General features: G+C 72.5%; 23 protein-coding genes. 8 read left to right on the top strand and 15 right to left on the bottom strand.

What is annotated here, in order from left to right:
- Positions 1-197 precede the first annotated feature (197 nt).
- The 10 genes from ACL02O_RS24435 to ACL02O_RS24480 form a co-directional block, all read right to left on the bottom strand.
- Positions 198-860, bottom strand: a complete 663-nt coding sequence (locus tag ACL02O_RS24435; protein WP_412820485.1) for an acVLRF1 family peptidyl-tRNA hydrolase — start codon at positions 858-860, stop codon at positions 198-200.
- 18 nt (positions 861-878) lie between these two features.
- Positions 879-1,511 (bottom strand): LysE family transporter, encoded by a 633-nt coding sequence (locus ACL02O_RS24440; RefSeq protein WP_412820486.1) that lies wholly within the window; start codon positions 1,509-1,511, stop codon positions 879-881.
- 178 nt (positions 1,512-1,689) lie between these two features.
- Entirely contained in the window at positions 1,690-2,112 is a 423-nt protein-coding gene (locus ACL02O_RS24445; protein WP_412820487.1) for a metal-sulfur cluster assembly factor, read from the bottom strand.
- Positions 2,109-2,585, bottom strand: coding sequence for a Fe-S cluster assembly sulfur transfer protein SufU (gene sufU / locus ACL02O_RS24450; RefSeq protein WP_412820488.1), 477 nt, complete (start codon positions 2,583-2,585; stop codon positions 2,109-2,111). Before sufU ends, ACL02O_RS24445 begins: the two co-directional genes overlap by 4 nt.
- On the bottom strand, positions 2,585-3,889 hold the full coding sequence (locus ACL02O_RS24455; protein ID WP_412820489.1) for a cysteine desulfurase: 1,305 nt from the start codon (positions 3,887-3,889) through the stop codon (positions 2,585-2,587). Before ACL02O_RS24455 ends, sufU begins: the two co-directional genes overlap by 1 nt.
- Before the next feature lie 22 nt (positions 3,890-3,911).
- A complete protein-coding gene (gene sufC / locus ACL02O_RS24460) occupies positions 3,912-4,685 on the bottom strand; it encodes a Fe-S cluster assembly ATPase SufC (protein WP_123241429.1) in 774 nt (257 codons plus the stop codon).
- Positions 4,685-5,011 (bottom strand): non-heme iron oxygenase ferredoxin subunit, encoded by a 327-nt coding sequence (locus tag ACL02O_RS24465; RefSeq protein WP_412820490.1) that lies wholly within the window; start codon positions 5,009-5,011, stop codon positions 4,685-4,687. Before ACL02O_RS24465 ends, sufC begins: the two co-directional genes overlap by 1 nt.
- The gene (sufD, locus tag ACL02O_RS24470; protein WP_412820491.1) at positions 5,011-6,153 is read right to left on the bottom strand and encodes a Fe-S cluster assembly protein SufD; all 1,143 of its coding nucleotides are present in this window, start codon (positions 6,151-6,153) and stop codon (positions 5,011-5,013) included. The genes ACL02O_RS24465 and sufD overlap by 1 nt, the downstream gene beginning before the upstream one ends.
- Before the next feature lie 87 nt (positions 6,154-6,240).
- Positions 6,241-7,671 (bottom strand): Fe-S cluster assembly protein SufB, encoded by a 1,431-nt coding sequence (sufB, locus tag ACL02O_RS24475; RefSeq protein ID WP_412820492.1) that lies wholly within the window; start codon positions 7,669-7,671, stop codon positions 6,241-6,243.
- Positions 7,668-8,429, bottom strand: coding sequence for a helix-turn-helix transcriptional regulator (locus ACL02O_RS24480; RefSeq protein ID WP_412820493.1), 762 nt, complete (start codon positions 8,427-8,429; stop codon positions 7,668-7,670). Before ACL02O_RS24480 ends, sufB begins: the two co-directional genes overlap by 4 nt.
- Positions 8,430-8,527: 98 nt before the next feature.
- On the opposite strand from ACL02O_RS24480, the gene ACL02O_RS24485 reads away from it, so the two are divergent.
- Positions 8,528-9,490, top strand: a complete 963-nt coding sequence (locus tag ACL02O_RS24485; protein ID WP_412820494.1) for a COX15/CtaA family protein — start codon at positions 8,528-8,530, stop codon at positions 9,488-9,490.
- Positions 9,491-9,581: 91 nt separating this feature from the next.
- Entirely contained in the window at positions 9,582-11,255 is a 1,674-nt protein-coding gene (locus ACL02O_RS24490; protein ID WP_412820495.1) for a right-handed parallel beta-helix repeat-containing protein, read from the top strand.
- 60 nt (positions 11,256-11,315) lie between these two features.
- Here ACL02O_RS24490 and ACL02O_RS24495 read toward each other — a convergent pair whose 3' ends face one another.
- From ACL02O_RS24495 to ACL02O_RS24505, 3 genes are all read right to left on the bottom strand, one after another.
- Positions 11,316-12,227 carry an ATP-grasp domain-containing protein gene (locus tag ACL02O_RS24495; RefSeq protein ID WP_412820496.1) on the bottom strand — a complete coding sequence of 304 codons (912 nt, stop codon included), beginning with the start codon at positions 12,225-12,227 and terminating at the stop codon, positions 11,316-11,318.
- Between the two features lie 6 nt (positions 12,228-12,233).
- On the bottom strand, positions 12,234-12,569 hold the full coding sequence (locus tag ACL02O_RS24500) for a hypothetical protein (protein WP_412820497.1): 336 nt from the start codon (positions 12,567-12,569) through the stop codon (positions 12,234-12,236).
- 252 nt (positions 12,570-12,821) lie between these two features.
- On the bottom strand, positions 12,822-13,781 hold the full coding sequence (locus ACL02O_RS24505; protein ID WP_412820498.1) for a heme o synthase: 960 nt from the start codon (positions 13,779-13,781) through the stop codon (positions 12,822-12,824).
- A 266-nt stretch (positions 13,782-14,047) separates the two neighbouring features.
- Between ACL02O_RS24505 and tkt the strand changes: the two genes are divergently transcribed.
- From tkt to pgl, 6 genes are all read left to right on the top strand, one after another.
- Complete coding sequence (tkt, locus tag ACL02O_RS24510; RefSeq protein WP_412820499.1) at positions 14,048-16,186, top strand: transketolase; 2,139 nt, start codon at positions 14,048-14,050, stop codon at positions 16,184-16,186.
- A gap of 16 nt (positions 16,187-16,202) precedes the next feature.
- Positions 16,203-17,381, top strand: a complete 1,179-nt coding sequence (tal, locus tag ACL02O_RS24515) for a transaldolase (RefSeq protein ID WP_412820500.1) — start codon at positions 16,203-16,205, stop codon at positions 17,379-17,381.
- Positions 17,382-17,460: 79 nt separating this feature from the next.
- Positions 17,461-19,095 (top strand): glucose-6-phosphate isomerase, encoded by a 1,635-nt coding sequence (locus ACL02O_RS24520; protein ID WP_412820501.1) that lies wholly within the window; start codon positions 17,461-17,463, stop codon positions 19,093-19,095.
- 38 nt (positions 19,096-19,133) lie between these two features.
- Complete coding sequence (gene zwf, locus ACL02O_RS24525; RefSeq protein WP_412820502.1) at positions 19,134-20,648, top strand: glucose-6-phosphate dehydrogenase; 1,515 nt, start codon at positions 19,134-19,136, stop codon at positions 20,646-20,648.
- Positions 20,645-21,661, top strand: coding sequence for a glucose-6-phosphate dehydrogenase assembly protein OpcA (locus ACL02O_RS24530; RefSeq protein WP_412820503.1), 1,017 nt, complete (start codon positions 20,645-20,647; stop codon positions 21,659-21,661). The genes zwf and ACL02O_RS24530 overlap by 4 nt, the downstream gene beginning before the upstream one ends.
- 99 nt (positions 21,662-21,760) lie before the next feature.
- Positions 21,761-22,531, top strand: coding sequence for a 6-phosphogluconolactonase (gene pgl / locus ACL02O_RS24535; protein ID WP_412820504.1), 771 nt, complete (start codon positions 21,761-21,763; stop codon positions 22,529-22,531).
- Positions 22,532-22,671: 140 nt separating this feature from the next.
- Here pgl and ACL02O_RS24540 read toward each other — a convergent pair whose 3' ends face one another.
- Together ACL02O_RS24540 and secG are read right to left on the bottom strand one after the other, a co-directional pair.
- Positions 22,672-23,016 carry an RNA polymerase-binding protein RbpA gene (locus ACL02O_RS24540; RefSeq protein ID WP_412820505.1) on the bottom strand — a complete coding sequence of 115 codons (345 nt, stop codon included), beginning with the start codon at positions 23,014-23,016 and terminating at the stop codon, positions 22,672-22,674.
- 134 nt (positions 23,017-23,150) lie between these two features.
- On the bottom strand, positions 23,151-23,411 hold the full coding sequence (gene secG, locus ACL02O_RS24545) for a preprotein translocase subunit SecG (RefSeq protein ID WP_412820506.1): 261 nt from the start codon (positions 23,409-23,411) through the stop codon (positions 23,151-23,153).
- Positions 23,412-23,493 lie beyond the last annotated feature (82 nt).

Below are 23,493 nucleotides of genomic sequence, written 5' to 3' on the forward strand. Positions count from 1 at the left end.
GCGGACAGCGGACAGCGAGATGATCACCGAAGCGCTGATCCGGGTGTGAATCGCCTACGTCATCAGGTTTGTAGCGTCCTGCACAGCATGGGCGGCTCCGGCGGCTCGCTTCCGAACGAGGAGCGCCCGGGCAACGGTCGGTCGGCAAGGGCAGCCACGGACCGGGCAGGACGGTGCCCAGAGGCGCCCGCCAAAGGTCAGCCCTGGGTGTCGGGGTCGGGGTCGCGGACCCGGACGTGCACCGCGCGGGCGGCCGCCACCGCACCGACCAGCACCACGTGCCGGGGCTCCGGCACGTCGAGCAGCCGGTCGGCCCGCCGCTCCGCGAGGGGGGCCAGCCGGCGGTCGGCCAGCACGTTGTCCACCGCCCGCCGGTCGCCGCCGCAGACCAGAGCCGCGAGGCTCGCCGCCTCCGGCAGCAGCAGGCGTACGGCCAGTTCCACCGCGTCGCCGAGGGCCGCCTTCGCCTGGTTGTCCCGTCGCCGGGCGAACCGCTGCTGCGACCACCCGCCCGCGGCGGTGCGCCCCTGCACGTACCGGGTGTCCACCTTGGAGACGACCAGCTCGGTGCCCTCGGCGACCCCGACGGCCACCGCGCCCTTGCGGGCCAGCAGCAGGCCGAGCCGGCGCGCCGCGCCCGCGGCGGCCACGAACCCGGGCAGGTCGGGGCTGGCCGGCGCGCCGGGCGGGGTGTGCAGCTCGGCGGTCGCGCCGTCCGGGGCGGCGAGCAGGAGCCCGTACCCCTCGATCGTGGTGGTGGGTGGGCCGTGCCGGTCGGCGAAGCCCTCGACCCAGCGGGTGACGCGGGCCGGGTCGACCTCGACCCACCGGCCGCCCCCGGCTGCGGGTCGGCTGGTCACCGCCCGACCGTACCGAACTCACCCGGGCAGCAGCGCGGCCACCGCCAGCGCGGCGATGAGCGCGCTGGAGACCAGGCCGGTGACCAGCCGGCCGCGGGGCCCGGCGAGGGCCCGGCCGACCACCGTGCCGCCGCCGGCGAGGAGCAGCTGCCAGCTCGCCGAGGCCAGAAACGCCCCGGTGACGAAGAGCGTCGCGGTCGCCGCGTCCGGGTCGGCGGCGTCGCGACGGCCGAGGACCAGGGCGGCGAAGTAGAGCACCGTGGCGGGATTCAGCAGGGTCAGCCCGAGCACCGCGGCGTACGCCCGGCTGGGGGTGCTCAGCCCTCCGCCCGCGGGCGACTCCCGGGTCGCCCCCGACCGCCGCGCGACCCAGACCCGCCACAGGCCGTGGCCGGCGAGCCCGAGCAGAACCAGGGCGGCGGCCACCCGCAGCGGGCCGGCGGCCGGCGCGATGACCCGGGCGAGGCCGGCGCCGCCGAGCGCGGCCGCCGCCGCGTAGAGCCCGTCAGCGGTCGCCACGGCGAGGGCCGCGGCCGCGCCGACCCGGAACGAGGTACGGGCGCTGAGCCCGAGGATGAGGACGCCGATCGCACCGACCGGGATCGCGACGCCGTAGCCGGCCACCAGGCCGGCGAGGAACGCCCCGTTCACGACGGTGAACGGGGGGTCGAGGCGGCCGGCGGCACGGTGCGCTGTCGACGCGCGGCGGTGGCCGCGTGGACAGGGACCTGCTTCGGGTGCGCCTCGATCACCCCGTCATCCTGAGCCCCCACCGCGCTCCCCCGCCACCCCATTTCCCCGCGAGGCAGAAGGGGTGAGCGGGTGCGGGTCAGACGTTGAAGCCGAGGGAGCGAAGCTGGTCGCGACCCTCGTCGGTGATCTTGTCGGGACCCCACGGCGGGAGCCACACCCAGTTGATCCGGATGTCGTCGACCAGCCCGCCGCCCGGGCCGGTGGTCAGCGCCTGCCGGGCCTGGTCCTCGATCACGTCGGTGAGCGGGCAGGCCGCCGAGGTCAGCGTCATGTCCAGGGTGGCCACGTTGTCGTCGTCGACGTGAACCCCGTACACCAGGCCGAGGTCGACCACGTTGATGCCCAGCTCGGGGTCGACGACGTCCTTCATCGCCTCCTCGATGTCGGCGATCGCCGCCTTGCCGCCGCCGGCCGGAGCGGCCGCGTCGGTGGCCGGCGTCGCCGCGCCGTCGGTCGCCACGGCACCCGCCTCCGGCGTGGTGGTTTCCTCGCTGCTCATGCCTTCACCTCCGTCGGGCTCACGCCCACCCCGGCGCGTGTCGCGGCGTCCTTGAACGCCATCCACGACAGCAGCGCGCACTTCACCCGGGCCGGGTAGCGCGCGACACCCGCGAACGCCACCCCGTCCCCGAGCACTTCCTCGTCCGGCGTGACCTGGCCACGCCCGGACATCAACTCGACGAACGCCTCGTGCACCACCGCGGCGTCGTCCACCGCCCGGCCACGCAGCAGCTCGTGCAGCACGCTCGCCGACGCCTGGCTGATCGAGCAGCCCATCCCGTCGTACGAGATGTCGGTGAACACCTTGCCGTCGGTGGTCACCCGCACGGTGATCTCGTCACCGCAGGTCGGGTTGACGTGGTGCGCTTCGCCGACCCGGGCGTCCGGTTCGGTAGCGTCCCGCAGGCCACGGCCGTGCGGGTGCTTGTAGTGATCCAGGATGATCTCCTGGTAGAGCTGGTCGAGCTGCATCAGTCGAACACCTTCCGCACCTGCTCGAGACCGGCCACCAGCGCGTCGATCTCCTCCGTGGTGGTGTACAGGTAGAACGACGCCCGGGTCGTGGCCGGGACGCCGAACCGGGTGCACACCGGCTTCGCGCAGTGGTGCCCCACCCGTACCTGCACGCCGAGCGAGTCGAGCACCTGCCCGACGTCGTGCGGGTGCACGTCGCCGAGCGCGAACGAGATCGTCCCGCCCCGGCCGACCGGCACGTTCGGGCCGAAGACCCGCAGCCCGGGCACGGTGGCGAGGGCGTCCAGCGCGTACGCCGTCAGCTCCTTCTCGTGCCACTGGATGGCGCGCATCCCGATCCCGCTGAGGTAGTCCACCGCCGCGCCGAGCGCCACCGCCTCGGCGATCGGCGGGGTGCCCGCCTCGAACCGGGCCGGCGGCGCGGCGAACGTCGACCGCGCCATCGACACCGTCTCGATCATCGACCCGCCGCCCAGCACCGGCGGCATGGCCGCGAGCAGCTCGGACCGACCCCACAGCACGCCGATGCCGGTCGGGCCGCACATCTTGTGGCCGGTGAAGACGATGAAGTCGGCGTCGTAGTCGACCACGTCCATCGGCATGTGCGGCACCGACTGCGAGCAGTCGAGCAGCAGCAGGGCGCCCACCTCACGGACCCGCTGGGTGATCCGCGAGGTGGCGTTCACCGTGCCGAGGATGTTCGACATGTGCACCAGCGAGACGATCTTCGTCCGCTCGGTGACCAGGTCCGCCAGCCCGGACTCGTCGAGCCGGCCGTGGTCGGTGACCGGGAACCAGCGCAGGGTCGCGCCGGTCCGCTCCGCGAGGAGCTGCCACGGGACGATGTTGGAATGGTGCTCCATCTCGGAGATCACGATCTCGTCGCCGGGCCCGATCCGGAACCGCGGGTCGGCGTCGGGCCGCAGCGAGGCGTTGGAGAACGCGTACGCCACGAGGTTGATCGCCTCGGTGGAGTTCTTGGTGAACACCACCTCGTCCACGCTCGGCGCGTTGATGAACCCGGCGATCTTCGCCCGGGCCCCCTCGTACGCCTCGGTCGCCTCGGTGCCCAGGGTGTGCACCGAGCGCGACACGTTGGCGTTGTGCACGGCGTAGTGCTCGGCGAGCACGTCGAGCACCTGACGCGGCTTGTGCGAGGTGTTGGCGCTGTCGAGATAGACCAGCCGGTGCCCGTTGACCTCCCGGTCGAGGATCGGGAAGTCGGCGCGCACCCTGGCCACGTCGAAACGCGGCACGTCGTCGTACTGCGGCATCCCCTGTGGAATGGCGATGGTGGTCATCTCGCGGCCCCTTGTCCTACGGTCAGGCCCGTGCCGAACCGGCCCCGGCGACGTACCGCTCGTAGCCCTCTTCCTCAAGCTTGTCAGCCAGCTCCGGGCCGCCCTGCTCGACGATCCGGCCGGCGACGAAGACGTGCACGAAGTCCGGCTTGATGTAGCGCAGGATCCGGGTGTAGTGGGTGATCAGCAGCAGGCCGGTGTCGCCGGTGTCGCGGACCCGGTTCACGCCCTCGCTGACCACGCGCAGCGCGTCCACGTCGAGGCCGGAGTCGGTCTCGTCGAGGATGGCCATCCTCGGCTTGAGCAGCTCGAGCTGCACGATCTCGTGCCGCTTCTTCTCGCCGCCGGAGAAGCCCTCGTTGACGTTGCGCTGGGCGAACGCCGGGTCCATCTGGAGCTTCTCCATGGCGCCGCGCAGCTCGCCGGCCCAGGTACGCAGCTTCGGCGCCTCGCCGTCGATCGCGGTCTTGGCGGTACGCAGGAAGTTCGCGACCGAGACGCCGGGCACCTCGACCGGGTACTGCATGGCCAGGAAGAGGCCGGCGCGGGCCCGCTCGTCGACGGACATGGCCAGCACGTCCTCGCCGTCCAGGGTCACCGAGCCGCCGGTGATCTCGTACTTGGGGTGACCGGCGATCGAGTACGCCAGGGTGGACTTGCCGGAGCCGTTCGGGCCCATGATGGCGTGGGTCTCGCCCGACTTCACGGTCAGGTCGACACCGGCCAGGATCGGCTTGAGCTCACCCTCGGGCAGCTTGACCGACACCTTCAGGTCGCGGATCTCCAGGGTGCTCATTATCGGGTCACTCCATTACTCGGCGTCAGACTGACGTAGATGTCGCCGTCGCGGACTTCGACGGGGTAGACGGGTACGGGTTCGGTCGCGGGCAGCCCGGTGGGCTCGCCGGTACGCAGGTCGAAACGGGAACCGTGCAGCCAGCATTCCAGCGTGCAGCCCTCGACCTCGCCCTCGGAGAGGGCCACGGCGGCGTGCGAGCACTCGTCGTACACGGCGTAGAAGTTGTCGTCCTCACCGTGCACGATCGCGAGCTGGGTTCCGTCGACGTCGGCGCTGATCGCGGTGCCCTTCGGCACGTCCTCGACGGCGCAGATCCGGATCATCAGGCGCCGGCCTTCGTCAGGCGGGCCTCGATCGCGTCGCCGAGCCGCTCGCGCAGCTCCTCGACCGGGATCTTGTTGATCAGCTCGGCGAAGAAGCCCCGGACCACCAGGCGGCGGGCCTCCTCCTCCGGGATGCCGCGGGCCATCAGGTAGAAGAGCTGCTCGTCGTCGAAGCGGCCGGTCGCGCTCGCGTGCCCGGCGCCGGCGATCTCGCCGGTCTCGATCTCCAGGTTGGGCACGGAGTCCGCCCGCGCGCCGTCGGTCAGCAGCAGGTTCCGGTTGATCTCGTACGTGTCGGTGCCGGTCGCCTCGGCCCGGATCAGCACGTCACCGACCCAGACGGTGTGCGCGCTGTCGCCCTGCAGGGCGCCCCGGTAGCCGACGTAGCTGCGGCAGTCCGGCACGGTGTGGTCGACCAGCTGCCGGTGCTCCAGGTGCTGGCCCGAGTCGGCGAAGTAGAGGCCGTACAGCTCGGCCTCGCCGCCGCGCTCGGTGTACTCCACCGAGGTGTACTGCCGGACCAGGTCGCCGCCGAGGCTCACCTGCACGTGGACGACCTTGGCGTCGCGGCCCAGCTTCAGCTTGAGGTGCTGCGCCTGCACCGCGTCGTCGGCCCAGTCGGCGACGGTGACCAGGGTCAGCTTCGCCCCGTCGGCCACGGCCACCTCGACGTTGTCGGCGAGGGTGGCGGAGCCGGCGTGCTCCAGCACCAGGGTCACCTCGGCGAACCGGCCCACCTCGACGAAGGTGTGACCGAAGGCGAGCGCGTCCGCGCCCTCGCCGACCACCCGCAGGTTCACCGGGGCGGTGACCACCGCGTCGCGGGCGACCTGCACCAGCAGCGCCTGCTCGGCCCCGCCGTACGCCAGCGCGCTGACCCGGTCGAACGGGGTGAGCACGCTGCCCAGCCGCGGGTCGTCCCTGCCGATCCGGTCGACGGTGACGCCCTCGGGCAGGTCGGCGTACTCGTGGCGGACCGTGCCGGTCGCGGCCTGCGCCCCGCCGGCCAGGCCGCGGAGGCGCTTGAGCGGGGTGAAGCGCCACTCCTCCTCCAGGCCGGTCAGGGCCGGGAAGTCGGCGACGTCGTACGAGCGGAGCGCCTGCGACTTGGTGGCGGGCGGCGCGGAAGCCTGGGTAGTCATCTCTTCCTTGGTCTGTTCTGCGACGGCGGTGTCAGTGGAACCGGGGGGCGGGCCGGGTCGGGCCCGGCCCACCGCGGGGTGGTCGGGTCAGCCGACCGCGCCCTCCATCTGGAGCTCGATCAGGCGGTTGAGCTCCAGGGCGTACTCCATCGGGAGCTCCTTGGCGATCGGCTCGATGAAGCCGCGCACGATCATCGCCATCGCCTCGTCCTCGCTCAGGCCCCGGCTCATCAGGTAGAAGAGCTGGTCATCGCTGATCTTGGAGACGGTCGCCTCGTGCCCCATCGACACGTCGTCCTCGCGGATGTCGACGTACGGGTAGGTGTCGGAACGGGAGATGGTGTCGACCAGCAGCGCGTCGCACTTCACGGTGCTCCGGCTGCTGTGCGAGCCCTCCAGCACCTGCACCAGGCCCCGGTACGACGTGCGGCCACCGCCCCGGGCGATCGACTTCGACACGATGGTCGAGGAGGTGTGCGGCGCGGCGTGCACCATCTTGGCGCCGGCGTCCTGGTGCTGGCCCTCGCCGGCCATGGCCACCGAGAGCACCTCACCCTTGGCGTGCTCGCCGGTCATGTAGACCGCCGGGTACTTCATGGTGACCTTCGAGCCGATGTTGCCGTCGACCCACTCCATGGTCGCGCCCTCGTGGCACACGGCACGCTTGGTGACCAGGTTGTAGACGTTGTTCGACCAGTTCTGGATGGTCGTGTAGCGGCAGCGCGCGTTCTTCTTGACGACGATCTCCACCACCGCGCTGTGCAGCGAGTCGGAGGAGTACAGCGGCGCGGTGCACCCCTCGACGTAGTGCACGTACGCGCCCTCGTCCACGATGATCAGCGTCCGCTCGAACTGGCCCATGTTCTCCGTGTTGATCCGGAAGTAGGCCTGCAGCGGGATCTCCACGTGCACGCCCTTCGGCACGTAGATGAACGAGCCGCCGGACCAGACGGAGGTGTTCAGCGCGGCGAACTTGTTGTCGCCGACCGGGATCACCGTGCCGAAGTACTCCTTGAACAGGTCCTCGTGCTCGCGCAGCGCGGTGTCGGTGTCGAGGAAGACGACACCCTGCTCCTCGAGGTCCTCGCGGATCTTGTGGTAGACGACCTCGGACTCGTACTGGGCCGCGACGCCGGCGACCAGCCGCTGCTTCTCCGCCTCGGGGATGCCCAGCCGGTCGTAGGTGTTCTTGATGTCCTCGGGCAGGTCCTCCCAGCTGGTGGCCTGCTTCTCGGTGGACCGGACGAAGTACTTGATGTTGTCGAAGTCGATCCCGGTCAGGTCGGCGCCCCAGGCCGGCATCGGCTTGCGGCCGAACAGCCGCAGGCCCTTCAGCCGCAGGTCGAGCATCCAGGCCGGCTCGTTCTTCTTGGCCGAGATGTCCCGCACCACCGCCTCGTTGAGGCCGCGCTGGGCGGACGCCCCGGCGACGTCGGGGTCGGCCCAGCCGTACTCGTAGCGACCGAGGGCGGCGAGCTGCTCCTCCTGGGTCAGGGGCTGGACGATCTGCTCGGTCATCTATCTGTCCTCACAGTGGTGACGGTCTTACCGGACTGGGCGCGCGGCTGGGCCGGGATGTGCGTGGTGCACACCCCGTCGCCGTGCGCGATGGTGGCCAGGCGCTGCACGTGGGTGCCGACCAGACGGGAGATCACCGCGGTCTCGGCCTCGCACAGCTGGGGGAACTCGGCGGCCACGTGCGCCACCGGGCAGTGGTGCTGGCAGAGCTGGCCGCCGGAGGCGATCGTGGACGCGTTGGCAGCGTAACCCTCGGCGGTCAGCGCCCCGGCGAGCGCCTCCGCCCGGGCGAGCGGGTCGTCGCCGGCATCCTCCATGGCGGCCCGGCAGCGCTCCTCCAGGGCGGCCACCTGCTCGGCGGCGAACGACTCGACCGCCTGCGATCCGCCGCTACGGGCGATCCAGCGCAGCGCGGCGGTGGCGATGTTGTCGTAGTGGTGGGTGCCGCAGCGCACCCGGGCCGCCTCGGTCAGCACGAAGACCTTGGCCGGGCGGCCCCGCCCCCGGCTGCCCCGCACGACCTGTTCCCGGGCGACCACGTCGCCGTCGGCGAGCATCGCGTCGAGGTGGCGGCGGATCGCGGCCGGGCTGAGCCCGAGCGCCGAGCCGAGCTGGGCGGCGGTGGTCGCCCCCCGCTCCAGCAGGAGCTGGGTGACCCGGTCCCGGGTGGAAAGATCGGTGGACGCGGCCGACCTGCCGTCGCCGGCGACCTGGGCGGTCGCCGGCGAATGCCCGGAGAGCTCCGCCGCGTTTTTCACAACGGCAACGTTACGTAATTCGCCGAGGGGCCGCAAACCCGGGGTCCGGTGATCCCGAACACCGAGGTGACGGAGTCACCCGATCGGGGTCAACTACGGTGCGTAGGATTCGCTTCGTGAAGCCTTCCGTCCGGTTCCCGGTCACCCCGACGCTGCTCCGGCGCCTCGCGTACGCCTCGATCATCGCGAACGTGGCGATCGTGGTCACCGGCGGGGCGGTCCGGCTCACCGCCTCCGGGCTCGGTTGCCCCACCTGGCCCCGGTGCACCGACGAGTCGTACCACACCACGCCCGAGATGGGCCTGCACGGGATGATCGAGTTCGGCAACCGGCTGCTCACCTTCGCGGTGGGGGTCATCGCGCTCGCCGTGGTGCTCGCCGTGCTGGCCCGCCGGCCCCGCCCGCGCGGCCTGCTGCCGCTCGCGCTGGCCGTGCTGTTCGGCATCCCCGCGCAGGCGGTGATCGGCGGGATCACCGTGCTGACCCACCTCAACCCGTGGGTGGTCGGGCTGCACTTCCTCGCCTCGATGGTGGTCATCGCGGCCGCGTACGCCCTCTGGCGGCGCACCGTGGACCCCGACGGGCCGGCGACGCCCACCGTGCCCGCGCCGCTGCGCACCCTCGCCCTGTTCACCACGCTGGTGAGCGCGGCGGTGCTGGTGGTCGGGACCTGGGTGACCGGCAGCGGCCCGCACGCCGGCGACCAGGGCGCGGCCCGCAACGGCCTGGACCCGCAGGCGATCTCGCAGGTGCACGCCGACGGGGTGTTCCTGCTGATCGGCCTATCGGTGGCGCTGGTGTTCGCGTTCCGGGCGGTCGGTGCGGCCCGGGCGACCCGGGCCGCCACGGTGCTGGTCGCGGTGGAGCTGGGCCAGGGCCTGATCGGCTTCGTCCAGTACTTCACCCACCTGCCCGCGGCGCTGGTCGCCGCGCACATGCTCGGCTCCTGCCTGGTGCTGCTGGCCACCCTGGCGATGCTCTGGTCGACCCGGGAGCGCCGCCCGGTCGCGCCGCCCGCGCAGCCCGCGCCGGCCGCCGAACCGGTCACCGCCGCCGCCTGACCCCGATACCGGACACCCTGCCCCGGCGTTAACCCTCGGACCGGGTGGGAACCCGGGCGGCGGAGGCATCCGTACGCCGAGGGGAGCGCACGTGTCCACCAGAGGGCTGTCCACCGCCGTCCCGCAGCGCCTCACCCCCGTGGCCGGCGCGCCGCTCTGGTGCGACGCGCGGGAGTTCGGGCTCACCGGGGACGGGGTGACCAACGACCAGCCGGCGCTGTCCGCGCTGGTGGACCGGCTGGGCGACGGGTACGCCGCGGACGGCCGGGCCCGGGTGATCTACTGCCCGCCCGGCATCTACTCGATCCGGGACGCCGGCACGGTGTGGCGCAGCGGGGTGTCGCTGATCGGCGCCGGGCCGGCCGCGACCCGCTTCCTGCTGAGCAACGAGGGCAACCGGGCCGACCCGGTGCCGCTGGCCTTCTGGACCGTGGTGCAGCACGGGGCCAGTCGGGAGAGGCACATCGCCGACTGCAGCTTCGCCGACTTCGAGATCGACGGCTCCGGCGTGGCCCAGGCCGAGTACTCCTACCTGGCCAAAGGGCTCGGCCTCCAGTACGTGGTCCGGGGGGTCTTCCGGAACCTCTACATCCACCACACCGGGGCGACCGGGCTCGGCTGCGACTTCCTTCAGGACAGCCTGATCGACGGCGTGGTCGTGGTGGGGTGCGGCCGGCTGGACAACGGCGAGCAGATGGGCGGGGCCGGCATCGGGGTCGGTGTGGGCGGTTGGGGCGCCGTGGAGCGGCTGACCATCGCCAACTGCACGACCGTCGGCAACGGCACCAATGGGATCTTCCTGGAGCTGCAGAAGGACTACTGGACGCCGCCGCGCGGCTACCGCATCGTCGGCTGCCACAGCCAGGCGAACCGCTTCGGCATCTCGGACTGGGGCACCGACGGGCTGATCGTGTCGGCCTGCACCCTCAGCGACAACCTGGAGGCCGGTTTCGACGTCTCGGCCAACGGGACCGCGGGGGTCGCCGGTCGCGGCGGGCTGCTCACCGACTGCGTGATCGACTGCAACGTCGGCGACGGGATCAGCATGGGCAACTCCCCCGGGCCGTACACGATCCGGGGAAACCGGATCAGCCGCAACGGTGGTCACGGGTACCACGAGCACGACCTGGGGCAGGGCTTCACCGGGGCCGCCTCCGACGTGGTGCTCGACGGCAACGAGATCTGGGAGAACGGCCTGGACGGCATCCGGATCGACCGCCCGATGACCGACGCGACGGTGGTGAACAACCGGATCCGCAACAACGGTCGCCGGTGCGCGCCGGCCTCGACCGGGGCCGGGGAGTCGGTGCGCTACGGCCACCGCAAAATGGTCGACAGGGCGGCGCACTGGCCGCACGACGGGCACCGGGGGAAGACGGTCCAGGTCGGCTCGCGGGCCGCTGTGGTCGTGGCGAACAGCGACACCGAGCTGACCCTCGCCGCGGTGCGGCCGGACTCGGTGACCGGGTGGAACGAGGACACCCCGCCGCCCGGCTCCCGGTACGAGCTGCCGGACCCGCCGGCGGTCCGCGCCGGGATCACCGTAAACGCCCCGTTCGACTCCGCCACCGTGCGGGGCAACCGGGTCTGGGACCACCGGGACGACCAGACCCAGACGTACGGGTTGTGGATCACCGGACAGGGCAACTGCGTGTCCGGCCGGGTGGAGGGCAACGACTTCGTCGGCAACGCCGAGGAGGCGGTGCGCCTGGACACGCCCCCGGTGGGCGGGCACTGGCAGCGCAACCACTCCGGCGACGACTGACGCCTCCGGAGCGGGTGCGCCGGCCGTCGCCGGGAGCGCCGGCCGGCGCACCCGGACGGGTCAGCTGAGGTGGGCCGCGATCGCCGCGGCGAGGCGGTCCGGGGCGCCGTCGGCGTACCCGATGAACAGGCTGGGCTCGGTGAGCTCCAGCTCGACCAGGACGGGCGCGCCGTCCGGGCCGGGAATGAGGTCGACCCGGGCGTAGAGCAGCCGGTCCGTGCCGCCCGGGACCACCGCGAGGGTCTTCTCCGCGGTGTCGAGCTGCTCGGGCGTGGCCGTCCGGGCGTCGATCTGCTCCTCCTTGTAGAGCTCGGCCACGCCCAGGTCGGGGCCGGTCAGCATCGGCCCCTTGCGGATCGCGTGGCTGAAGGCCAGGCCGTCGGGCCCGGCCAGGAAGAGCAGCGCGGTCTCCCCGGCGGTGTCCACCGCACCGAGGTACGGCTGGACCATGGTGACCCGGCCGGCGGCGGAGAGCCGCCGCACGTGCGCCACGGCGAGCTCCCGGTGCTCCGGGTCGGCCAGGTCGTACCGGCCGGTGTCCTGGCTGCCCGCGCTGACCGCCGGCTTGAGCACGTACTCGCCCGGCTCGGCGGGCGGGGTCCACTCCTCCCCCGGCTCGACCCAGGCCGTCGCCACGGTCGGCACGCCTGCCGCGGACAGCTCGGCGAGGTAGCGCTTGTCCGTGTTCCAGGCGACCACGTCGGCGGGGTTGACCAGTCGCGGGACGGTCTGTGCCCAGGCCACGAACTCGTCGCGGCGCAGCGCGTAGTCCCAGGGCGAGCGGAGCACGACCAGGTCGTACCCGGACCAGTCCACGGTCGGGTCGTCCCAGCGGGCCGCCTCGGCGGTGATGCCACGGCCGGCGAGCGGACCGAGCACGAGCCGGTCGTCCGGGTCGAGGTCGGGCAGGGCGGAACAGGTGACGAGAGCGACCCGGGGTTCCCCCCGGGTCGGCTGGTGGTGGTTGGTCAATTTATGTCAACGGGCCATCGTGCGTCGGGCCATCGACCGCCAGAGGTCGTTGCTCGGCCGCATCTGGTCCATCAGTTCACGCTCCCAGGCGTTCTCGACGGTGACCCCTGCCGTGGCGCAGGCCTGCCGCGCGACGTCGGTGCCGTCCGCGAACTGGTCGGCCCACGCCCCGTCGGTACCCACGAGGACGATGCGCGCGCCGCGCTTGCCGACGTACTCGATGACCGCCTTCGCCCCGCCGTGCTCGGCGGCGAACGACTTGATGCCCGCGACCAGGCCGTCGGGGGCCTGCTCGACGAGGGTCTTGTCAGCCGTCAGCGTCGTATCGGAACCATCTGCCATGACGCGAAGCCTAAGCAGTGTTCCACCCACATGTGCGAGAACCATGAACTAATTGTGATGCCAATTACCTACGGGTTTAAGGAAGACCACAGGTAATTCGCCCGGACATGTCGCCTTTACCCGGGCAAAGCGGACAGCGAAGATCGTCACAATCTGTCCGACTTGAACCGGCCGAACTCAGCCCGAAAAAAGTCTTGGTGAAATCCGCGACCTGCGGGAAATCATCCACTCCGGTCAGTGCGGGTGGGGTCCCTACACCAGGGCGTCAAGCGCGACGGCCGCGAAGAGGATGGTGAGGTAGGTGGTGGACCAGTGGAACAGCCGCATCGGCTTGACCGCCTCGCCGCGCGCCGCGCGCCGGCAGAGCTTGTGCGCCTCGACGACGAAGATGCCGCCGACCGCCAGGGCGGTGACCCCGTAGATCGGGCTCATGCCCAGCGGCCAGACGGCCAGCGAGGAGAGCAGGGTAAGCCAGGAGAAGACGATGATCTCGGCGTTCACCCGGCGGACCGACGCCACCACCGGCAGCATCGGGATGCCGGCCCGGGCGTAGTCGGCCTTGTACTTGATCGCCAGCGCGTAGAAGTGCGGCATCTGCCAGAAGAAGACCACCGCGAAGAGCCCCCACGCGGCCGGGGACAGCGAGCCGGTGACCGCGGCCCAGCCGATCAGCACCGGCGCCGCCCCGCAGGCGCCACCCCAGAAGGTGTTGGCCGCCGTGGTCCGCTTGAGCCAGAGCGTGTAGACCAGGTCGTAGTAGGCGATCGCGGCCAGGGTCAGCCCGGTCGCCAGCCAGTTGGTGAACGCGGCCATGAGCGCGACCGACACGACCGCCAGCACCAGGCCGAAGACCAGCGCGTTGCGCGGCGAGACGGTGTGGGCGGGCAGCGGACGACGCTTGGTGCGCCGCATCAACTGGTCGATGTCCCGGTCGATGTAGCAGTTGAGCACGCTGGCCGCGCCGGCGGCGAGCGAGCCGCCGACCAGCACCACGGCCACCAGCCAGAGCGAGGGCATCCCGCCGTCGGCGAGCATCATCGCCGGCACCGTGGTGACCAGCAGCAACTCGACGATCCGCGGCTTGGTGAGGGCCACGTACGCGGCCACCACGGCCCGCACGTCCCGCCGCCCGGTCGCCGACCCCTCCGCCACCGCACGCACCGGCGGCTGCCCGGCAGAGTTGCTGACGGGGCGCTCGGTGATCATGCTCACGGATTGCCACCTTCCGGCTTCGGCGGGGGAGGTCGGGGTCGGCGGCGGACCCGTCCGGGTCAACACACCGCCACACACACTACGCGTCGTCGTTTTCGCTGCCCCGCAGACCCGACAACGGTGCCAGCCGTCACAGTCCCCGGTGAACGGCTGATCCGGTCGGACGCGTACAGAACACCATGCAGAGATCCCCGGGCGGACGTTTAGGGCCGCTCGATAGGGTCATCAGTGAGGGTTCCGCCCATCTGCCGAGGAGCACAACCATCGTGGCTGCCAACCGACCCGAGCTTCCCGATCTCAACTGGTCCGACCTCGACCGCCGGGCCGTCGACACGGTCCGCGTGCTGGCCATGGACGCCGTGGAGAAATCCGGCAACGGCCACCCGGGCACGGCGATGAGCCTCGCCCCGGCGGCGTACCTCCTTTTCAACCGGGTCATGCGGCACAACCCGGCCGACCCGAACTGGCCCGGCCGGGACCGGTTCGTGCTCTCCGCCGGCCACTCCAGCCTGACCCTCTACATCCAGCTCTTCCTCTCCGGCTACCCGCTGGGCCTGGACGACCTCAAGGCGCTGCGCCAGTGGGGCTCGCTCACCCCGGGTCACCCGGAGCACGGCCACACCCCGGGCGTGGAGACCACCACCGGCCCGCTCGGCCAGGGCCTCGGCAATGCGGTCGGCATGGCCATGGCGGCCCGCCGCGAGCGCGGCCTCTTCGACCCCGAGTCGGACCGGGGCGACTCCCCCTTCGACCACGACATCTGGTGCATCGCCTCCGACGGCGACATCGAGGAGGGCATCACCCACGAGGCCAGCGCCCTCGCTGGCCACCAGCAGCTCGGCAACCTCTGCGTCATCTACGACGACAACGAGATCTCGATCGAGGACGACACCCGGATCGCCAAGAGCGAGGACGTCGCGGCCCGTTACGAGGCGTACGGCTGGCACGTGCAGACCGTCGACTGGCGCCGCGGCGACGCCGACCTGGACGACTACCACGAGGACGTCGAGGCGCTCCACCGGGCGCTGCTGGCCGCCAAGGTGGAGACCGGTCGTCCCTCCCTCATCTCGCTGCGCACCATCATCGGCTGGCCCGCGCCCAACAAGAAGAACACCGGCAAGATCCACGGCTCGGCGCTCGGCGCCGACGAGGTGAAGGCCACCAAGCAGATCCTCGGCTTCGACCCGGAGCGCACCTTCGAGGTCGACGAGGAGGTCCTCAAGCACGCCCGCCAGGTGATGGAGCGCGGCGCCGAGGCCCAGGCGGCCTGGACCACCGCGTTCGACGCGTGGGCGCAGGCCCACCCGGAGCGCAAGGCGCTCTGGGACCGGCTGTCTGGCCGGGCCCTCCCGCAGGGCTGGGCCGACGCCCTGCCGACCTTCCCGGCCGACGCCAAGGGCGTGGCCACCCGGGCCGCCTCCGGCAAGGTCCTGGAGGCCCTCGCCCCGATGCTGCCCGAGCTGTGGGGCGGCTCCGCCGACCTGGCGGAGAGCAACAACACCACCATGAAGGGCGAGCCGTCCTTCATCCCCGCGGAGCACGCGACCAAGGACTTCCCCGGCGACGAGTACGGCCGCACCCTGCACTTCGGCATCCGTGAGCACGCCATGGGCGCGATCCTCAACGGCATCGCGCTGCACGGCGGCACCCGCCCGTACGGCGGCACGTTCCTGGTCTTCAGCGACTACATGCGCCCCTCGGTGCGGCTGGCCGCACTGATGAAGCTGCCCGTGGTCTACGTCTGGACGCACGACTCGATCGGCCTCGGCGAGGACGGCCCGACCCACCAGCCGGTGGAGCACCTGACCGCGCTGCGCGCCATCCCCGGCCTGGACGTGGTCCGCCCGGCCGACGCCAACGAGACCGTCTGGGCGTGGCGGCAGGCCCTGGATCACACCGACCGGCCGACCGCGCTGGCGCTCAGCCGCCAGGCGCTGCCGACCTTCGACCGCACCGAGCTGGCCGGCGCGGAAGGTGCCGCCAAGGGCGGCTACGTGCTGGCCGAGGCATCCGGGGGCAGGCCGCAGGTGATCCTCGTCGGCACCGGCTCCGAGGTGCAGCTCTGCCTCACCGCCCGGGAACGGCTGGAGGCCGACGGCACCCCGACCCGGGTGGTCTCCATGCCCTGCCAGGAGTGGTTCTTCGCGCAGGACGAGGCGTACCGGGAGTCGGTCCTGCCCCGCGGGGTAAAGGCACGGGTGAGCGTGGAGGCGGGCATCGCCATGTCCTGGCGGGGGATCGTCGGGGACAGCGGTGAGAGCGTGAGCCTGGAGCACTACGGGGCGAGCGCGCCGCACACCGTGCTCTTTGAGCAGTTCGGGTTCACCCCCGACCGGATCGTGGCCGCCGCGCACGCGGCGCTGACCCGGGTGGGCGACATCACCGGTTTCACGACCGGCAACTGAGGGGAGCGTGGACGACATGACCGACAGGCTTGGTGACCTGAGCGCCGCGGGTGTGGCGATCTGGCTCGACGATCTTTCCAGGAATCGGCTGAGCTCCGGCGGGCTCGATCAGCTCCGCCGGGAGAAGCACCTGGTCGGGGTGACCTCCAACCCGACCATCTTCGCCAAGGCGCTCAGCGACGCCGACGAGTACGACTGGCAGCTCAAGGACCTCGCCATCCGCGGGGTGGACGTCGAGGAGGCCGTCCGCCTGCTCACCACGTACGACGTGCGGTGGGCCTGCGACGTGATGCGCCCGGCGTACGACGCGAGCGCCGGGGTCGACGGTCGGGTCTCCATCGAGGTGGACCCGCGGCTGGCGCACGAGGCGGAGAAGACCGTCGCCGAGGCCGGAGCGCTGTGGTGGCTGATCGACCGGCCGAACCTGTTCGTCAAGATCCCGGCCACCGCGGAGGGCCTGCCGGCGATCACCGCCACCCTGGCGCAGGGGATCAGCGTGAACGTCACGCTGATCTTCGGGCTGGACCGGTACTCGGAGGTCATGGAGGCCTTCCTGGCCGGTCTGGAGCAGGCGAGGGCGAACGGGCACGACCTGTCCAAGATCGGCTCGGTGGCGTCGTTCTTCGTCTCCCGGGTCGACACCGAGGTGGACAAGCGGCTGGAGAAGATCGGCTCGGACGAGGCGAAGGCGGTGCGCGGCAAGGCCGCCATCGCCAACGCCCGACTCGCGTACGAGCGCTACTGCGAGGTCTTCGGCTCCGACCGGTGGCAGGCCCTGGCCGACGCCGGCGCGCACCCGCAGCGCCCGCTCTGGGCGTCCACCTCGACGAAGAACCCGGACTACCGGGACGTCATGTACGTCGAGGAGCTGGTCGCCCCGGGCACGGTCAACACCATGCCGGAGGCGACCATCCACGCGTACGCCGACCACGGCGAGCTGCGGGGCGACACCATCACCGGCGCGTACGACGACGCCCGCAAGGTCTTCACCGACCTGCAGGCCGCCGGCGTGGACATGGCCGACGTGATCGTCACCCTGGAACGGGAGGGCGTGGAGAAGTTCGAGGCGAGCTGGCTGGAGCTGCTGGACGGGGTCAAGAAGTCGCTCACCGAGGCGGCCAAGGGCGCCGGGCAGCCGGGCCGGGCCGCCCAGCGCAACGCGCAGGCCGCCGAGAAGGCCGGGGGCAACGCGTGACGGACGGCGCCGGACGCGTCCCGGGGCGGCGCCCCGGGACGCGCCCCGCCGTCCCCACCCCGCAACCCGGGGTGCGGACATGACCGACCTGCTGGCCGGCCCGGCGGAGGTCGCCGGGGGGCTGGCCGTGCACGGCGCGGACGCGGTCGACGCGTCCGCGCCCGAGCCGCCGCGCGCGGCCCTGGTCGCCCGGGACGTGCCGGCCCGGCTGGTCGCCAAGGACCCCACCCTCTGGGGCCCCGAGGCGCAGGCCCGGCTCGGCTGGGTGGACACCCACCGCCGCAGCCGGGACCTCCTCCCCCAACTCGCCGAACTGGCCGCCGAGCTGGCCGACCTGGACCACGTGGTGCTCGCCGGGACGGGCGGCTCGTCGCTCGCCCCGGAGGTGATCGCCCGGTCCCTGGGCCGGCCGCTGACCGTGCTGGACACCACCGATCCCGGGCAGGTCCGGGCCGCCCTCGCCGATCGGCTGGAGCGGACCGTGGTGGTGATCTCCAGCAAGTCCGGCTCCACCGTGGAGACCGACAGCCACCGGCGGGCCTACTGGCAGGCGTTCCTGGACGCCGGGATGAGCGAGGCGGAGACGGCCCGGCACTTCGTCGTCGTCACCGACCCGGGTTCCCCGCTGGAGGCGACCGCCGCCGAGCTGGGTGTGGTCACCATCCTCGCCGACCCGGAGGTCGGCGGCCGCTACTCGGCGCTCACCGCCTTCGGGCTGGTCCCCTCGGCCCTCGCCGGGGTCGCGGTGACCGACCTGCTCGACGACGCCGACGCCCTCGCCGGGTCGCTGGGCCGGGACCGGGACAACCCGGGCCTGGCGCTCGGGGCGGCGCTCGGCGCGGCGGCGGCCACGGGCCGGAGCACCGTCGCCCTCACCCCGGACGGCACCGGGGTCGACGGGCTGGGTGACTGGGCCGAGCAGCTGCTCGCCGAGTCGACCGGCAAGCGCGGCCGGGGGATCCTGCCGGTGGTGCTGGAGTCGCCCGACGCCCCCGGCGCGACCGGCCCGGACGTGCTGACCGTGAGCTACGGCGGGGCACTCGAACCCGGCCGGACCCCGGGCGCCGGCGTCGCCGACGTGGCCGTCAACGGGCCCCTCGGCGCGCACTTCCTCGCCTGGGAGTACGCCACCGCGGTCGCCGCGGCGGCGCTCGGCGTCGACCCGTTCGACCAGCCGAACGTCGCCGAGAGCAAGGAGAACACCGCCCGCATCCTCGCCGCCGGGACGTCGGCCGAGACGCCGTCGTTCACCGAGGGCGCGATCGAGGTGTACGCCCCGGCCGGCGCCCCGCACGACCTGGTCGGCGTGCTGCGCCGGCTGCTGGACGGGCTCGGCGAGGACGGATACCTGGCGGTGACGGCATACCTCGACCGGTGGGGTGACGCGGCGGTGGCCGGGCTGCGCCCGGTGCTGGCACGGGCGACCGGACGGCCGGTGACCTTCGGCTGGGGTCCCCGCTACCTGCACTCGACCGGGCAGTACCACAAGGGCGGCCCGCGGGTCGGCAGCTACCTTCAGCTGACCGGAGCGGTCACCGATGATCTGCCGGTGCCCGGTCGCCCGTACACCTTCGGAGAGCTTCAGGCGGCCCAGGCCGCCGGCGACCGGCAGGCCCTGGCCGGCCGGGAGCGACCGGTGCTGCGACTGCACCTGACCGAGCGGGCGGCGGGCGTCGCCCAGCTGCTGGATGCGGCCGGACGGACACGGACGTGACGATGAATGACGTGGAATCAGCGGAGCGAGGAGGCAGCATGAACCCGCTGCGCGACCCCCAGGACCGGCGCCTGCCGCGGATCCCGGAGCCGTGCGCTCTGGTGATCTTCGGGGTGACCGGTGACCTGGCCCGCAAGAAGCTGTTGCCGGCGGTCTACGACCTGGCCAACCGGGGGTTGCTGCCGCCCGGTTTCGTGGTCCTGGGTTTCGCCCGGCGCGACTGGGGCGACGGTGACTTCGAGTCGCTGGCCCACGAGGCAGCGAAGAAGCACGCCCGCACGCCCTGGCGGGAGGAGGTGTGGGCGCGGCTGGCCGGCAACATCAAGTTCGTCGGCGGCTCGTTCGACGACGACGCCGCGTTCGACCAGCTCGCCGACACCCTGGACGAGCTGCGCGAGTCGCACGGCATCGCGGGCAACGCCGCCTTCTACTTCTCCATCCCCCCGGCGGCCTTCCCGGTGGTGCTCAAGCAGCTCGCCCGCACCGGCATGGCGGACAACGCCAAGTCCGGCGGCTGGCGCCGGGTGGTGGTGGAGAAGCCGTTCGGCCACGACCTGCCCTCGGCGAAGGCGCTCAACGACCTGGTCGACGACGTCTTCACCCGCCAGGACGTCTTCCGGATCGACCACTACCTGGGCAAGGAGACGGTCCAGAACATCCTGGCCCTGCGCTTCGCGAACAACCTGTTCGAGCCGCTGTGGAACTCCAAGTACGTCGACTCGGTGCAGATCACCATGGCCGAGGACGTCGGCATCGGCACCCGGGCCGGCTTCTACGACTCGGCCGGCGCGGCCCGCGACGTGCTGCAGAACCACCTGCTCCAGCTCCTCGCGCTCGTCGCGATGGAGGAGCCGACCAGTTTCGACGCCGACGAGATCCGGGCCGAGAAGCTGAAGGTGCTCAAGGCGATCACCGTGCCGAAGGACGTCCCCGGGGACACCGTGCGCGGCCAGTACCTGCCCGGCTGGGTGGGCGGCGAGCGCGCCGTCGGCTACCTGGAGGAGCAGGGCGTCCCGCAGGACTCCACCACCGAGACGTACGTCGCGGTGAAGCTCGGCATCCAGAACCGGCGGTGGGCCGGGGTGCCGTTCTACATCCGCGCCGGCAAGCGACTGCCCCGGCGGGTCACCGAGGTGGCCATCATGTTCAAGAAGGCCCCGCACCTGCCGTTCAATCCGGCGGACATGGAGTCGCTCGGCCCCAACCAACTCGTCATCCGGGTCCAGCCGGACGAGGGCGTGGTGTTGAAGTTCGGCTCGAAGGTGCCCGGCACGACCATGGAAGTCCGCGACATCGCGATGGACTTCCAGTACGGCGAGGCGTTCACCGAGTCCAGCCCCGAGGCGTACGAGCGCCTGGTGCTGGACGTGCTGATCGGCGACCGGACCCTGTTCCCGGACGCCGCCGAGGTGGAGCAGAGCTGGCAGGTGCTGGACCCGCTGGAGCACGCCTGGACGGGCACGAAGCCGGAGCCGTACCGGGCCGGTGAGTGGGGCCCCCGTGCCGCGGACGAGATGCTGGCCCGCGAGGGCCGGGCTTGGAGAAGAGCATGATCGGGTTGTGGGACACCACCGGCAACGAGGTGGTCAAGGCGCTCGCCGCCGAGCGGCGCAGCGCGGGCGGCGTGGCCAGCGGCATGGCGCTCAGTCTGATCGTGGTGGTGGACGAGAAGCGGGTACGCGAAGCGGAGGCGGCGGCGACCATCGCGGCCTCCGCGCACCCCTGCCGGCTGCTCGTGGTGGTCCGCACCGACGTCGAGCGGGAGCGCAACCGGCTCGACGCGGAGATCGTGGTCGGCGGCCGGCTCGGTCCCTGCGAGGCGGTGGTCATGCGGATGTACGGCCGGCTGGCGCTGCACGCCGAGTCGGTGGTGATGCCGCTGCTGGTGCCGGACGTGCCGGTGGTCACCTGGTGGCACGGCGAACCGCCGGAGGAGATCGCGACCGACTTTCTCGGGGTGGTGGCGGACCGGCGGATCACCGACGCGGCGCAGGCCGCCGACCCGATCGCCGCGCTGCGGCAGCGGGCGCGCGACTACGCGCCGGGCGACACCGACCTGGCCTGGACCCGGATCACCCCGTGGCGCACCCTGGTCGCCGGAGCGTTCGACACGGCCCAGGCCAGGGTCACCGAGGCGACCGTGGTCGCACCGCGGACCGACCCGACGGCGGCGCTGATGCGCGGCTGGCTGGCCGCCCGGCTCGGCATCGACCCGGCGTGGGAGCACACCGACGAGTACCCCCGGATGCGCGAGGTGCAGCTGCGCTGCGCCAACGGTGACGAACTCGCGCTCACCCGGGACGAGAGCGTGGCGAGGTTCCGGCGCACCGGCCAGGAGGACCGCACGCTGCCGCTGGTGCGTCGCCCGCTCGGCGACGAGCTGGCCGAGGAACTGCGCCGCCTCGACGCCGACCAGGTGTACGCGGAGGCGCTCGGCGCGGCCGCCGGCCTCAGCGGGCTGGACCAGCGTCCGGCCGGGCGGGTACACGTGTGGAAGGATCCGGCGACCGCCCAGCGCGCCGAGGCCGGCGTCACCGCGCACGCCGGCGCGACCGCGAACGAGTGAACGGGCCCACCGCCCCGGCGGGTGGCGCACGGACCGCTGCCGGCGGTCGGACAGCACAGGTGACCGCCGTGGGGCGGTCGGAACACGAGGGCACGATGGATGAGTGAGGCGAGTGTCGCCGTACACGCCGACCCGGACCTGCTGGCGCAGGCGGTGGCGGCCCGGCTGGTGGTGAAGCTGCTCGACGCGCAGGCGGACCGCGGCCAGGCGTCGGTGGTGCTGACCGGCGGGCGGGTCGCCGCGGCGGTCTACCGGGCGGTGGCGGCGTTGCCGGCCCGGGACGCCGTCGACTGGTCCCGCGTCGACGTCTGGTGGGGCGACGAGCGGTTCCTGCCGGCCGGTGACCCGGAGCGCAACGAGACGCAGGCCCGGGCGGCGCTGCTGGACCTGGTGCCGCTGGACCCGGCGCGGATCCACCCGATGCCGGCGGCGGACGGGCCGGCCGGCAACGATCCGGAGACGGCCGCCGCGGAGTACGCGCAGGAGTTGGCGCGGGCCGCCCGGCCGGGCCACGCCGCGCTCCCCCACTTCGACGTGCTGCTGCTCGGTGTCGGCGAGGACGGGCACGTCGCGTCGGTCTTCCCGGAGCACCCGGTGCACCACGACAACCGGCCGGTCAGCGCGGTGCGCGGCAGCCCGAAGCCGCCGCCGGTGCGCACCACGCTGACCCTGCCGGCTATCAACACGGCCGAGGAGGTCTGGCTGGTCGCGGCCGGTGCGGACAAGGCCCGGGCGGTGGGCATGGCCCTGGCCGGGGCCGGGCCGGTGCAGCTGCCGGCGGCCGGGGTGCGGGGGGTGGCCCGTACCCTCTGGCTGCTGGACCGGGCCGCGGCGGCCGACGTGCCGCCCCGGCTGCGCAGCCTGCGCTGAGCGGTGGGGAAGGGCCCCTCGTCATCGCCGCTGGCCTGCGAGGGGCCCCTGCCCACCAACCGAGGACGCGCCAACCCCAGGTCACGCACCCCCGCGACGGCGGCGGAGCGCCCACCAACCCGGGACGCGCCAACCCCAGGTCACGCACCCCCGCGACGGCGGCGGAGCGCGTCGAGGGCCTCCGCCAGGAGAGCCTCCCCCTGCTCCGGGGTACGGCGCTCCTGAACGTACGCCAGGTGGGTCTTGTAAGGCTCGCTGCCCGGTCGGCCCGGCGGGTTGCCCGGGTCGGGGCCGGCCGGCTCGCCGCAGCGCGGGCAGTCCCAGGTGGCGGGCGTCTCCGCCTCGGCGGCGATCAGGAACTGGAAACGGTGGTCGTTGCGGCACCAGTAGACGACCGGGCGGCGCGGGGCCGGCTCGATGCGCTGGTCGAAGCGTTCGGGGGCGGACCCGATGCGGGTGCCGCGGATGACGTTGCCACTCGGCACGGCTGCTCGCTCCTGTCGTCGGAGGGGACCGCCGCTCGGGGGTTGGGCGGCGGGCGACGCGGTGCAGCGGAGAAACAAAACTGCGCGCGGTCCGTAACGGACCGCGCGCAGATTGTACGACTCGATGCGCTGACTCAGGAGCCGCTGCTGAGCTGGAGCCGGAGCCAGAGCCCGATCCCGATGATGCAGGCGAACCAGACAATCCCGACCAGAACGGTGTAGCGGTCGAGGTTCTTCTCGGCCACCGACGACCCGGCCAGGCTGGAGCTGACGCCGCCACCGAACATGCTCGACAACCCGCCGCCCTTACCTCGGTGCAGCAGGATCAGCAGGGTGAGCAGGATGCTCGTGATGATCAACAACACGATCAACGTGTACGCGAACGCGATCGGCATGGCGGGGGTCAGTCCTCTCGTAGCGATCAGCTGCCCGGACTGGTCGGGCATTGCAGCACCGGCCGGCGGACGGGCAGCGTCA

The organism is Micromonospora mangrovicola (assembly GCF_047200535.1).
Lineage (GTDB): Bacteria > Actinomycetota > Actinomycetes > Mycobacteriales > Micromonosporaceae > Micromonospora.